General features: G+C 69.9%; 10 protein-coding genes and 1 pseudogene. 6 read left to right on the top strand and 5 right to left on the bottom strand.

What is annotated here, in order from left to right:
• Positions 1-440: 440 nt before the first annotated feature.
• Both ABIA35_RS38680 and ABIA35_RS38675 read left to right on the top strand, forming a co-directional pair.
• Positions 441-2105 (top strand): MFS transporter, encoded by a 1665-nt coding sequence (locus ABIA35_RS38680; protein WP_370361229.1) that lies wholly within the window; start codon positions 441-443, stop codon positions 2103-2105.
• Positions 2106-2121: 16 nt separating this feature from the next.
• Complete coding sequence (locus ABIA35_RS38675; protein ID WP_370361228.1) at positions 2122-2601, top strand: hypothetical protein; 480 nt, start codon at positions 2122-2124, stop codon at positions 2599-2601.
• A gap of 40 nt (positions 2602-2641) precedes the next feature.
• On the opposite strand, the gene ABIA35_RS38670 is transcribed toward ABIA35_RS38675, so the two are convergent.
• The 3 genes from ABIA35_RS38670 to ABIA35_RS38660 form a co-directional block, all read right to left on the bottom strand.
• Positions 2642-3487, bottom strand: coding sequence for a phytanoyl-CoA dioxygenase family protein (locus ABIA35_RS38670; protein WP_370361227.1), 846 nt, complete (start codon positions 3485-3487; stop codon positions 2642-2644).
• 178 nt (positions 3488-3665) lie between these two features.
• The gene (infA, locus tag ABIA35_RS38665) at positions 3666-3890 is read right to left on the bottom strand and encodes a translation initiation factor IF-1 (RefSeq protein WP_370345088.1); all 225 of its coding nucleotides are present in this window, start codon (positions 3888-3890) and stop codon (positions 3666-3668) included.
• Positions 3887-4654, bottom strand: a complete 768-nt coding sequence (locus tag ABIA35_RS38660) for a GNAT family N-acetyltransferase (protein ID WP_370361226.1) — start codon at positions 4652-4654, stop codon at positions 3887-3889. Before ABIA35_RS38660 ends, infA begins: the two co-directional genes overlap by 4 nt.
• Before the next feature lie 247 nt (positions 4655-4901).
• Here ABIA35_RS38660 and ABIA35_RS38655 point away from each other — a divergent pair, with 247 nt between their 5' ends.
• Positions 4902-5927 (top strand): LacI family DNA-binding transcriptional regulator, encoded by a 1026-nt coding sequence (locus ABIA35_RS38655; RefSeq protein WP_370361225.1) that lies wholly within the window; start codon positions 4902-4904, stop codon positions 5925-5927.
• A gap of 179 nt (positions 5928-6106) precedes the next feature.
• Here ABIA35_RS38655 and ABIA35_RS38650 read toward each other — a convergent pair whose 3' ends face one another.
• Positions 6107-7912: an arabinofuranosidase catalytic domain-containing protein gene (locus ABIA35_RS38650; protein WP_370361224.1), complete on the bottom strand. Its 1806-nt coding sequence runs from the start codon at positions 7910-7912 to the stop codon at positions 6107-6109.
• Between the two features lie 396 nt (positions 7913-8308).
• Here ABIA35_RS38650 and ABIA35_RS38645 point away from each other — a divergent pair, with 396 nt between their 5' ends.
• From ABIA35_RS38645 to ABIA35_RS38635, 3 genes are all read left to right on the top strand, one after another.
• Positions 8309-10009, top strand: coding sequence for a beta-1,3-glucanase family protein (locus ABIA35_RS38645; protein ID WP_370361223.1), 1701 nt, complete (start codon positions 8309-8311; stop codon positions 10007-10009).
• Between the two features lie 29 nt (positions 10010-10038).
• Positions 10039-11883, top strand: coding sequence for a glycoside hydrolase family 76 protein (locus ABIA35_RS38640; RefSeq protein ID WP_370361222.1), 1845 nt, complete (start codon positions 10039-10041; stop codon positions 11881-11883).
• 97 nt (positions 11884-11980) lie between these two features.
• Positions 11981-12718, top strand: coding sequence for a uracil-DNA glycosylase (locus ABIA35_RS38635; RefSeq protein WP_370345082.1), 738 nt, complete (start codon positions 11981-11983; stop codon positions 12716-12718).
• Positions 12719-12739: 21 nt separating this feature from the next.
• Here the strand turns inward: ABIA35_RS38635 and ABIA35_RS38630 are convergent.
• A pseudogene (locus ABIA35_RS38630) lies at positions 12740-12871 on the bottom strand (IS982 family transposase); the annotation flags it as partial.

Raw genomic sequence — 12871 nt, 5'->3', positions numbered from 1 at the left:
GCCCACGCACGAAAAGCAAGGCGACCAGTCCCGGACCGGCGGCAAACGGCAGGCCCGCAGCCCCACCCCCCGCTGTAGAGGCCCGCCGGAGGCCCTGCCCTTGACCTTGACCTTGACCTTGACCTTGACTTCAGGCACCCACCAAACGCGGCCGCCGCCCGCCAGACCAAACGCGTGCGCAGTGACTCGGACCGGCGCGCGGTCGTGGACACGCCAACCGCCGGCCGCCAGCGCAACCCGCGACGCTCAACCGAACCGCGCCACCAGCGGATCCCGTAAACCGTGCGCGAAGCCGTAAAAAGCCTCTAAACCCACAAACCCCCCACACCAGCCCGCATAACCCCACCCCTAGATACGTGCGAGTGAACGGCCTGACGAACCCCACCCCCAACGAACGCCGACGAATAGCATCACCCGAACATCCCGCGCAAGAATCCGGTGTGAACGATTCCGCCCCACCCAGCGACCCGCGCGGCACCCCGACTCCCCCGGACGGTTCGCCCACCCCAGCAACTCCCACCCCCACCCCCACCCCCTGGGCCCCGATGCGCAACCGCATCTTCCGCATCCTCTGGCTGGCCCAGCTGGGCAGCAACGTCGGCTCCTGGATGCAGACCGTCGGCGCGCAGTGGCTGCTGGTCTCGCACCACTCCTCGACCACCCTCGTCGCGGCGGTACAAACCGCCAGCCTCCTCCCGGTCATGCTCCTCTCCCTCCCCGCCGGGGTCATGGCCGACGTGCTCGACCGTCGCCGTCTCCTGATCTACCTCCAGCTGGCGATGGCTCTGGTCGCCGGGGTGCTGGCGTGGCTGACCGCCGCCGACCTGACGACGCCCACGGTCCTGCTCGCGCTGACCTTCCTCCTCGGCTGCGGCCAGGCCTTCGTCGGCCCCGCCTGGCAGGCGATCCAGCCCGAACTGGTCCCCCGCGCGCAGATCCCGGCGGCCGCGACGCTCGGCAGCCTGACCGTCAACCTCGCCCGGGCCGTCGGACCGGCGGTCGCCGGGTTCCTGGTCGCGGCGTCCGGGGCGGCGCTCGTCTTCGCGATCAACGCGGTGTCGTTCCTGTTCGTGGTCGCGGCGGTGGCGGCGTGGCATCGCGCACCGCAGACCGGCAGCGGCCACCCCGAGCGGGCGCTGGCCGCCCTGCGCGCCGGGAACCGATACATGCGCAACGCGCCCTCGCCGCGCCGGATCTTGCTGCGTGCGGCTTTGTTCGTCATCCCCGGCAGCGCGCTGTGGGCGCTGCTGCCGGTCGTGGCCAGCTCCCGGCTCGCCCTCGGGGCCGGCGGGTACGGCGTGCTGCTGGCGGCGTTGGGCGTCGGGGCCGTGATCGGAGCGTTCACGCTGTCCTGGCTGAACTCGCACCTGTCGCCGAACCGGCTGCTGGCGGCGTCCGCGTTGGTGTTCGCGATCGGCACGCTCGTGCTCGGCGTGACCACGAACAAGCCGACAGTGGTCATCGTCATGGTCCCCACCGGCGTCGCCTGGCTGGCCTCACTCTCGACGCTCAACTCGGCCCTGCAACTGTCGCTCCCGGCGTGGGTACGAGCCCGTGCACTGGCCGTCTACCTGCTGGTGTTCATGGGCGGCCAGGCGATCGGCTCGCTCCTCTGGGGCGCCCTGGCCTCACCGCTGGGCATCACCACGACCCTGGTCATCGCGGCGGCGCTACTCGCGGGGACGGCGCTGAGCGTGCGCCAACTCCCGCTGCGGGCCCTGACCGGCAAGCTCGACCGCACCACCGACGCCCACTGGCCGGACCCGCACCTGGTGTTCGAACCCGACCTCGACAGCGGCCCCATCGTGGTGGTGAAGCGCTACCACGTCGCCCCGGCCGACACTGCCGAGTTCCTGCAGGCGATCGACCGGGTCGGCCTGTCCCGGCGGCGCACCGGAGCGTCGCGGTGGGGCATCTTCCGCGACGGAGACGAGGCCCAGACCTTCGTCGAGCTCTTCGAGGTGCCCTCGTGGCAGGAGCACCAGGACCAGCGGTCGATCCGGCTGACCGGCGCCGACTCGGAGTTCGAGGAGCGGGCGAACCGGCTGTCGGAGCCAGCGCCGACGGTGCAACACTTGTTGCCCGCACAGGATGGGGGCGCGTAGCCCAGGGGAGGCAATCGTGGCCGGCTGGATCGTGGTCGTGAGGTATGAGAGCTGGGGGCTCTTGCATCACCGGTTCGCGGTGGTCATCGACGGCAAGCGAGTGGCCAGGCTCCGTCGTGACGCGACTCAGGACTTCATGGTCGAGGCCGGCGTGCACCAGTTGCGTGTGAGGCAGATCGGATACCCGTCGAAGACGCTTGAGGTGAGCGTGGCCGACGGCGAGGCCGTGGTCGTGCGGACTCGCATGCGCTTCTGGGCGACCTACGTGACCAGCCTGTTCGCCTCCTTCACAGGCGGCATCGGCTTCTGGCTGTTCGCCCAGGGGCCGACACTCCCGAACGTAGTCGGGTTCAGCGTCGGCCTGGTGGGGCTCGTGACCCTCTTGGCGGCGCGAGTGGCGATCAGTCTGCGCCCGGACCCGGCACCGATCCCGTACGCTCAGTGGGTACGGCCTTGGCCCCCTCGAGCAGATCACGAGCTCGACCGGGCCGGGTAGCGTCGCCCCTGGCCGATGTGAATCCGGGCACTGATCCGCGTCAGGCGAACAACACCGGGTTCAGCGCCGAGTCCGGCACCTGCCCGATCACCGTGCCCGGCATCCAGGCGCGGTCGTTCACCTGGTTCTCGTTGGTGGGCTCGGCCAGACGGATGTCGGCGTCCATGTAGATCACCGTCATCACGCGCCGCGGGACGCTGCCGCGGTTGGGGCCGGCGTGATGGAAGGTCCAGCCCCGGTGGAAGCTGGCGTCGCCCAGGGCGTAGGGCTCGACGACGTCCTCGAAGCGCTGCTCGGCCACGGCCTGCTTCAGGCGCCGCTCGGACTCGTCGGAGATGGGCAGGTCGCGGCCGTAGGACAAGTTGTGGCTGCCGCGGGCGAAGGCAAGGGGGCCCATGTCCACGGGCGTCTCCTGGAGCGGGAGCCAGATGGTCGCGCAGCGGTCGGAGGACAGCGGCCAGTAGTACTGGTCGGCGTGCCAGGGGGTGATGCCGCCGCCGGGTTCCTTGTACAGCGCCTGATCGTGATAGATGCGGACGGCGTGGACACCCAGCAGCGCCGCGGCGATGCCGGCCAGCCGGCGGGAGAAGACCAGCTGCTTGACCGTCTCGTTCTGCCGCCAGATGTTCGACACCTGAAGGAACGCCTTGCCGTACGTGTCGCGCTCGGACAACGGCTGGTGCTGGGTGTTCAGACGGATCACCTCGGCGGTGACCACCGGCTCGAAGCGCGCGATCGTCTCCGGGGACAGCACGCCCGACAGATGCGCGAAGCCGTCGCGGTTGAAGTCGGCGGCGGCGGTCGGAGCCAGGCCGCGGTACGGCGCGTCCAGTTCGGCGGTCGGCGGGTCGGTCTCGGTTTCGGTCGCGGATTCGGCAGCGGTCATGCGAGGCGCTCCCCACGTGTGTCAGGGCTGGAAGACAGGCTGGCGCGATCATCTCGACCGCGCCGGCCCGGTAGGTGATACCCGGTCGAGAGATGGCGACCAAGGCGATCCGGAGAAAAAGCCCCGGCCGCGCCCGAAAGCGGGACCGGGGCCCATCACCGGACCGACTGCCTACGTACTAGTTCCGGTAGCGGAAAACGATCCGCCCCCGGGTCAGGTCGTACGGCGTGAGCTCCACCAGGACCCGGTCCTCCAGGTTGATCCTGATGTAGTTCTTACGCACCTTGCCGCTGATGTGCGCCAGGACCCGGTGGCCGTTCTCGAGTTCCACCGTGAACATGGCGCTGCGCAGGCACTCGATGACCTTGCCCTCGACTTCGATGCCGTTCTTGTTCTTCGTCATCGCACCAGCTCCAGATTGCTGCTCACGGGCCGGGCGCCGACGCCTTCGAACAGCGCCGAGGCCGCCCGGTTGGTCTCCTGCACCTCGACCCAGGCCTCGGCGGCCCCGGACCGGTGCAACGTCTCCAGCGCATGGGCCAGCAGCGCCCGCCCGATGCCGCGCCGCTGCTCCGCGCCCCGGACCGCGAGCAGCCCGATGCGCGAGCGCCGCACCGTCACCACCCGGATCAGGCCCAGATAGCGGTCCGGCGCAGCGGCCACCGCGTACTTCGCGGGATCGACGATGGTGTCCCCCGCAGGCCGCACGATCACCTCCGCGGGCATCGACTGCCAGCCGGCGCCCGCCCCGACCTCGTCACGGATGGCACGGTCCACGTCCCGCAGCAGGCGCTCATCGGCCTGGCCGGCGGGCACGATCGTGACGCCCGAAGGCGGCAGCACATCTGCGAGCCCTGTGGCCTGCGGATCGGTCGGCACCACGTACTCCCACTCACGGCGCCGAACCGTGAATCCGACGCGCGCCCAGCGGGCACGCATCTCGACATCGGCTTCGTCGATCAGCGTGTGCACCGGCGTCGGCAGCTCAGCCAGCATCGCCTCGGCCAGCAGGTCGAACGCGGCCTCATGCCAGGCGTCGATGCTGATGAACCATCGGCTGTCGGGCCGGTGCACGGCATGCCCCCGGCCGACGACGAGGTCGTCGTCCAGCGCGTGCCACTGCCAGTCCGCGACGCGCGTGATGAGCAGAAAAGGCTTGGTATCCATCGGAGTCTCCTTCCAGGAGTGCCTCGCTATCAGGCGCTCCCGGCGACACCGAACGTCAGCCGCCGGACCGTGACGGATTGAGGGAGCACCCATGGGTGTATGCGGTCACGGGTATCACCTCCCTCATCAGGTTCACGGTCGAGGCGACGCTAACAGCCGGACGCCACCTGGCTCAAACACTTTTCCGACCTGCGACGACGCCACCGGGTACGCTCGGATCCCCCGAGACAGCAGGAGGCAGGTTCGCATGACCCGGCGACGGCCCGGACCCCCCGAGCCCGGCCCGGCCGCGGCGTCCCTGAAAAGCATCGCCGACGAGGTCGGGGTCTCGGTCTCCACGGTCTCGCGGGCCTTCACCCGCCCCGAGATGATCGGCGAGCGGACCCGGCACCGGATCCTGTCGGTCGCCGAGCGCGTGGGCTACCAGCCGAACCGCTCGGCCCGCGGCCTGGCCACCGGCCGCACCGCCGTCCTGGGCCTGCTGGTCCCCGACATCGCCAACCCCTTCTTCCCCCCGCTGGTCCGCGCGGCCGAGAACCGGGCCGACGAGGCCGGCTACGCCGTCCTGCTCGCCGACACCGACGAACACGCCGAGCGCGAACACCGCCTGATGCGCGAGACGCTCAGCCGGGCGGACGGTCTGGTGCTGTGCTCCCCGCGCTCGGCGACGGCGCCGATCAAGGAGATCGCCGCCCGGCGCCCGGTGGTCCTGGTCAACCGCACCATCCCCGGCGTGGCCTCGGTGGTCTGCAGCGTGGACACCGGTGTCGGGGCCCTGATGGAGCACCTGCACGCCCTGGGCCACCGCGACCTGGTGTACCTGGGAGGCCCGGCCTCGTCCTGGTCGGACAAGGAGAAGCGCGGCTGTGTGCGGCGCCACGCGGAACGGCTGGGCCTGACGGTCGAGGTGCTGGGCCCCTACCCGCCGAGCTTCGAAGGCGGCCTGGCCGCCGCCGAGGCGGTGGCGCGGCACGCCGCGACAGCGGCGCTGGCCTGCGACGACGTCGTGGCGCTGGGCACCATCCGCGGGCTGACCGAGCGCGGGCACGACGTGCCGGGCTCGGTGAGCGTCGCAGGGTGCGACGACGTGCTGTTCGCCGGCATGACCGCGCCGGCGCTGACCACGATCGCGATGCCGAACGAGCTCGCCGGACGGACGGCGGTGGATCTACTGCTGGACCAGGTGGCCGGTGCGGGACGGGCGCGGCAGGTGGTGCTGCCGAGTTCGTTCGTCGCGCGGGATTCGACCGGGCCGCGCAGAGCAGGGCGCTGATTTTTCGCGCTTCTGACCTGATCTTGGCCGAGACACTGGTTTCAGCCCGAGAAACCTACTTCGGCCCGAGGAACCTCCTTCGACCCGAGACCTGGCGCGGCGTGCTGCCGGCTGTCGTCCGACAGCACGCCGCGCGTGCCCGAGAACCGGCCTCCCTCACAAGGCCGGCCGCGAGCGGCCTACTCCAGCGCGAACTTCTGCGCCGCGGTGCCGTTGCAGGTGTAGATCTGCAGCTGCGTGCCGTTGGACGTGTTGCCGCTCGGGTCATCCAGGCAGAGCCCCGACTGCGGGTTCAGCAGGGAGCCGTTGCTCTGCTGCTGCCAGACCTGGCCGCCGACGCCGTTGCAGTCGTACAGCTCGACCTTGGTGCCGACGGCGGTGCCGTCGCCGTCGATGTCCAGGCAGCGGCCCAGGGTCTCCAGCGAGCCGTTCGAGTTGTGGTACCAGTGCTGGTCGGCCGCGTAGGGCTGGCAGTTCCACAGCTGGACCAGTGCCAGGTCCCCGCCGTTGTCGTCGCCGGTGACGTCCACGCACTTGCTGCCGGGAGCGTTGACCGTGCCGCCGCCGTTGACCGAGAACGCCTGCGCGGTGGTGCCGTTGCAGGTGTAGATCTGCAGCTGCGTACCGTTGGCGGTGTTGCCGCTCGGGTCATCGAGACAGAGCCCTGATTGCGGGTTCAGCAGCGAGCCGTTGCCCTGCTGGATCCACTTCTGGCCGCCGACGCCGTTGCAGTCCCACAGCTCGACCTTGGTGCCGACCGCGGTGCCGTCGCCGTCGATGTCCAGGCAGCGGCCCAGGGTCTCCAGCGAGCCGTCGGAGTTGTGCGTCCAGTGCTGGTCGATGGCGCCGGACTGGCAGCTCCACAGGTTCACGTGCGTCAGGTCGCCGCCGGAGTCGTCGCCGAGGACATCCACACACTGGCCGCCGGCCAGGGTGATGGTGCCGCCGGAGGACTGCGGGCTGCCGCCGCTGTTGCCGCTGTAGCCCTGCGCGACGATGTTCGCCTGCACGGCCGCGTCGGCGGAATCGCTCGGGACGCCGGCGGTCATCACGCCTTCGAAGAAGGTGCCGATCGAGCCGTTGCTGTTGTCACCGCCGGTGCCCAGCACGATGGCGCCCTCCAGCGACATCGGCGTGTAGCCGTTCGGTGGCAGCGATCCGTTGTACCAGGTCGTCAGACCCCCGGATTGGGAGTTGCCGCCTTCGATCTCGAAGGTGGTCTGGTTGTTGCTCTTGAGCATCGCCGTGACGAACTGGCTGTTGTTCCCGGTGTTCGACGGGTTCGAGCCGGCGCCCATGTACAGGCCGTTCTCCAGGTCGCCGGTGATCCACGGCCCGCTGCCGGTGCACGGCGAGGCCCAGCAGCTGGTGCCGAGGTTCACCGCCTCCATGTGGCCGTTCCCGTTGTCCCGGTTGTTGGTCTCGGCGTTGCCGTAGTCGAAGCAGCAGCCGCTGTTGACGTGCGTGCCGCTGGCGACCATGTACGCGCCCTGCGCCTGGCCGCCGGTCGGGATCGCGGAGGTGCTGTCGTCGCGGTAGCCGACGCCGGGGCCGACGTACACGCCGTAGGCCTTGTTGCCGTTGACCGTGATGTGCGCGGCGTTGGCGTTCGCGGCGACGTCGGCGTTCGGGTTCGCGCCGCCTCCGCCCTCGATCGTCAGGTTGTTGTGCTGCGGCGACTGGTCGTAGATGACGGTGATGGTGCAGGCCGTCTGCGCGCAGAACACGTCCTGCGCGTCAGAGTTCGCATAACCGCCGGCCGAGGTGAGGCCGATGTTGGTGGTGGCGCCGTCGGACGCCCGCCGCACCTGGTAGAGCGGCCCGTTGTAGGACGCGTAGAGCGCGCGGACCGTGCTGTGCGCCGCCACGCACGGTGTTCCCGCGGAGGCGTAGATGTCGCAGGGCTCTTGCGTTCCCGCGGCTCGGGCCGCGGGTCCGATGGTGAGGACGCCGAGCAGGAGGACCACGACCGCGCCGAGGGACATCGCGAGGCGATGCCACAGGCGGGACCGATGGTCCGCGCTCAGATCGGGCAGACGGGCAGGTGGAGATGAACGCATGGCGATGCTCCCTGGGGACGGGGATACACGTAGCCTTACAACCGCGCAGTCCGCCATCGGCGCGCGGGCTGGACACCCTGAGGGTGTGGGTCGGCGTCCGAACAGGCACGGTACGACCGACGTTGCTTTGCGTCAATAAACGCTCTGTTTTGTAGATCGATGTTCGATCTTTACGAATCCATGGGACACCAGGACGTTGACGGATGCGCGCCAGGTTTCCATACTCGGAGGCAACGAGTTTCGTAAACGTTTCCGGAACCGCCCCGCACCACCGCACCTCCCCCACGAATCGGTGCACCACCGCTGCGAGGAGCGCCTCTCATGATGAATCGCAGAAAGCTGCTGTCCTCCGCCGTCGCCCTCGGCGGCTCAGCGCTCGGCCTGGGTACCGGGGCACTAGCCTTCCGTGCCTCGGCGACCACCCCCACCCTGCAGATCGCCCTGCAGAACACCACGACCTCGAGCCAGGTCTACGCCTACGTCACCGGGCAGGCGATCGACAACAACAATGCCCTGATGCTGCTGGAGTCCGACGGGCACACGGTCTACTACCCGTCCTCCCCCGGATCGACCGGGGCGCCGCTGGGCGCGAACTGCGCGATCGCGCTGGGCGCACCGGGCAGCACCACCACGATCACCATCCCGCACATCGCCGGCGGCCGGATCTGGTTCTCCATCGGCGCCCCGCTGACCTTCCTGCTCAACCCGGGCCCCGGCCTGGTCGAGCCGTCCGTGAGCAACCAGTCCGATCCCAACATCCACCTCATGTGGGACTTCTGCGAGTTCACGTACAACGCCGCGCAGATGTTCGCGAACATCAGCTACGTCGACTTCGTCTCGATCCCGATCTCGCTGGCCCTGACGAACTCCTCCGGCGCCACGCAGACCGTCAGCGGCCTGCCGACCAACGGCCTGGACACCGTCTGCACGAACCTGAAGGCCCAGCACGCCGCCGACGGCGCCGGCTGGGACCAGCTGGTCGTCACCAACGGCGGCGCCAACCTGCGCGCGCTGAGCCCGAACAACGGCATCGTCATCAACAGCTCGCTGTTCTCCGGGTACTACCAGCCGTACGTGAACCAGGTGTGGTCCAAGTACTCCAGCCAGCCGCTTGCCGTGGACACCCAGGCCTCCTGGGGCACCGTGAATGGACAGGTCTCCGGCGGCCAGTTGACCTTCCCGGGCCTGGGAAGTTTCGCGCAGCCCTCGGCCGCGGACATCTTCAGCTGCAGCACCGGACCGTTCGCCAACACCGCCGGCGCCATGGGCCCGCTGACCGCGCGGATCAGCGCCGCGTTCAATCGCAGTACCCTGCTGATCGACGCCAGCCAGCCCGACGGCGAGAACCCCGCGAACTACTACCAGAACACGATCACGAACCACTACTCGCGGATCGCGCACGCGGCGAGCCTGGACCACCGCGGCTACGGCTTCCCCTACGACGACGTGGCCCCCAACGGCGGCGCCGACCAGTCCGGCGCCGTGTCCGACGGCAGCCCGACGCTGCTGACCGTGGCCGTCGGCGGCGGCACGGCCACCGGCCCGGGCGGCGGCGGACCGAGCCAGCCCTCCTCCAGCTCCAGCTCCTCGGCTCCCGGCGGCGGCAGCATCAGCGCCTACTCCACGATCCAGGCCGCGAGCTACAGCTCGCACAACGGCACGCAGAACGAGACCACCAGCGACACCGGCGGCGGCCAGGACGTCGGCTGGATCGCGAACGGCGACTGGCTGGGCTACACCGGCGTCGACTTCGGCAGCGCAGGCGCCACGCAGTTCAAGGCGCGGGTCGCCTCCGGGGCCGGAGCCGGTATCAGCGGCCTGGTCCAGGTGGCGCTGGACAGCCCGACGGCCGCGCCGATCGGCAGCTTCGCCCTCGGCAACACCGGCGGCTGGCAGACCTGGGAGACGGTACCGGCCAACATCAGCCGGGTCACCGGCGTGCACACGGTCTACCTGACGTTCTCCTCCGGGCAGCCCGCCGACTTCGTGAACGTGCACTGGTTCACCTTCGCTCAGTCCTGATATCCGCCCCGTCCGGGAGGTGCTTCGCCGTGCGCAGGACCCTGATTCTCCTTACCGCCCTGGTCACGGCGCTGGCACCGGTACTCGGTGTGTCGCCGCCGGTGGCATCGGCGGCGACCACCGTGTGCGCGCTGTACTGCGACACGCGTGATCCGTCACTGGCCCAGCAGGAGACGTTCCCGACTCCGAACGTCTATGTGAACAACCGCGTGGTCGAGCTGCACGTGGACGACGTCGACGGGATGGCCTGGGCCAGCATCGACAACGGGCAGCTCAACGACTCGGTGTGGATCGACCGGTCCTGGGACGCCGGCAGCACCTGGGACGGGCTGCTGGGCAAGGCGTCGATCCCGAGCACGTGGACCGGTACCCGGACCCTGATGTACAACATGTACGACCCGTCCAACCACCGGCGCGCGGTGGTGCGGGCGTGCGGCGACGCGAACGGCGTGGTCTGCACGAACTGGGTCCACCTGCCGGTGTGCGCCGCGCGCTGCGACGGCGTCTCCTCCGCCGGCTCGGTCGGCAACACCTCGCCGGTTCCCGACACCACCTTGAGCGGCCGCGACATCGCGCTGCACGTCGACTCCGGCGGCATGGCCTGGGCCTCGATCTCCGGCGGCGCGCCGGGCGACGAGATCTGGATGGACCGCTCCTGGGACGCCGGCGCGAGCTGGCCGGACGGCTCGAGCAAGGGGCGGGTGAGCGTGCCGTCCGGTGCGACCGGGACGCAGACTGCCGAGATCAACATCGACGATCCGCTGGGACGGCTGGCCGGCGGGGCCGTGCGCGCCTGCGGGCGTGCGGTGACCGGGCAGAACGGGAGCTGCACGGCGTGGGCGCGCGCCGACGCGGTCCCGACCAAAGCCGCCGCCGACGCGCTGATGTGGTCGTACGACCCGTACAACGCATGGTGGCCGTCGAGCTGGTGGAACTCGGCCGTGGCGCTGACCTCGATGATCGACTACATGCGCGGCTCCGGCGACACCTCGCAGGAGTGGATCGTCGACCGCACGTTCCAGGTGAACAAGGCCGCCTTCCCGGCCGGCGCGCGCAGCTCGGACCCGGTCCAGGGCGACTTCATCAGCCAGGCCACCGACGACACCGAGTGGTGGGCGATGGCCTGGGTCGACGCGTACGACCTGACGGGGAACCAGACGTACCTGAACGAGGCCGTCACGATCATGGACTACGTCAGCACCCTGTGGGACACGAGCAGCTGCGGCGGCGGCGTCTGGTGGAACACCCAGAAGACGTACAAGAACTCGGTGACCAACGCGCTCTACGTGGACCTGACCGCCGCGCTGCACAACCGCATCCCCGGCGACACGGCCTGGCTGGGCCGCGCGACCACCGCCTGGACCTGGTTCGGGAACAGCGGGCTGATCAACGGCTCGGGCCTGGTCAACGACGGCCTGACGAACACCTGCACGAACAACGGCCAGACGGTCTGGACGTACAACCAGGGCCTGGCCATCGGCGCCGCGCACGAGATGTACCGCGCGACCGGCAACGGCGGCGACCTGACCGAGGCCCGCTACCTGGCCGACTCGGCGGTGCACTCGCCGACACTGGTGACGAACGGACTGCTGACGGAGTCGTGCGACGCGCTGACCGCGACATGCGACGACAACCAGAAGCAGTTCAAGGGGATCTTCATGCGCTTCCTGGCGCAGCTGAACGACGACGGCGCGGTCGGCGGCGCGTACAGCGGATTCATCGGAACGCAGACAGGGTCGCTGTGGAGCACGGACCGCGATTCGCTGAACCGGATCGGGGAGCGCTGGTCGGGCCAGGGTTCGGGGACGAATCCGAACGTGAGTGATTGGCGGACGCAGGCCAGCGGGTTGGAGGCGCTGGACGCGGGGTCCTGAGCGCTGAGCATTTACGGTGCGGTCGGGAGTCACCCGACCGCACCGTGCGCGTTCGGGTCACCGGGCGTCGACTCCGCCACGCCGGTAGGTTGCGCTTGTGCAATCACCGAGCGAGCAGGCGCCGACCGCTCCGAATCTCGCCGCGTTGGACCGAGCCTTGTGCAACTGCCGGGCGTGTCCACGGTTGGTGGAGTGGCGGGAGGAGGTCGGGCGTGTCAAGCGCAGGTCGTTCGCCGATCAGAGCTACTGGGCGCGTCCTGTTCCCGGCTTCGGGCCGGCTGATGCGCGGCTGCTGATCGTCGGGCTGGCGCCCGCGGCACATGGCGGTAACCGGACCGGGCGGATGTTCACCGGCGACCGGTCCGGCGACATCCTGGTCGAGGCGCTGCACGCACTCGGGCTCGCCAACCAGCCGACCTCGGTCTCCGCGACCGACGGCCTGGAGCTGCTGGGCGTGCGCTTCACCGCTCCCGTGCACTGCGCGCCGCCGGACAACAAGCCGACGCCGGACGAGCGCGACACCTGCCGACCCTGGCTGGTGCGGGAACTGGAGCTGATGCGGCCGACGGTGCGGGCGATCGTGGTTCTGGGCGCGTTCGGCTGGCAAGCGCTGTTTCCGGCGATCGCCGCCGCGGGCTGCTGGAGCGTGCCGAAGCCGCGCCCCGCGTTCGGGCACGGCGCGCGCGTCGAGCTGCCCGCCACCGATGACGGCCCCACGCTGGCGATCCACGGCTGCTACCACGTCAGCCAGCAGAACACCTTCACCGGACGGCTGACGCCGGCGATGCTGCGCGACGTGATCGGGGCGGCCGCCACCGAGGCCGGCTTGCTCTAGATGACTGAGTCCAAGGGGTCGTTAGTGGTCGTAGGCGGTCAGTGAACGATGGACCGGTGCGCCGATCTTGTCGTTGTGCCAGATCACTGCGGTCAGCGCGAGGATTCGTTGCAGGACGCGGACGACGACGCCGTTGCAGGAGTGGCCGCCGTG

It is taken from the genome of Catenulispora sp. MAP12-49 (assembly GCF_041262705.1).
GTDB lineage: Bacteria > Actinomycetota > Actinomycetes > Streptomycetales > Catenulisporaceae > Catenulispora.
This window is presented reverse-complemented; position numbering and strand designations above follow the sequence as displayed.

Coding starts and splice junctions, on each gene's coding strand:
- ABIA35_RS38670 (WP_370361227.1), bottom strand. CDS start 3,487: ATGACCGCTGCCGAATCCGCGACCGAAACCGAGACCGACCCGCCGACC.
- infA (WP_370345088.1), bottom strand. CDS start 3,890: ATGACGAAGAACAAGAACGGCATCGAAGTCGAGGGCAAGGTCATCGAG.
- ABIA35_RS38660 (WP_370361226.1), bottom strand. CDS start 4,654: ATGGATACCAAGCCTTTTCTGCTCATCACGCGCGTCGCGGACTGGCAG.
- ABIA35_RS38655 (WP_370361225.1), top strand. CDS start 4,902: ATGACCCGGCGACGGCCCGGACCCCCCGAGCCCGGCCCGGCCGCGGCG.
- ABIA35_RS38650 (WP_370361224.1), bottom strand. CDS start 7,912: ATGTCCCTCGGCGCGGTCGTGGTCCTCCTGCTCGGCGTCCTCACCATC.
- ABIA35_RS38645 (WP_370361223.1), top strand. CDS start 8,309: ATGATGAATCGCAGAAAGCTGCTGTCCTCCGCCGTCGCCCTCGGCGGC.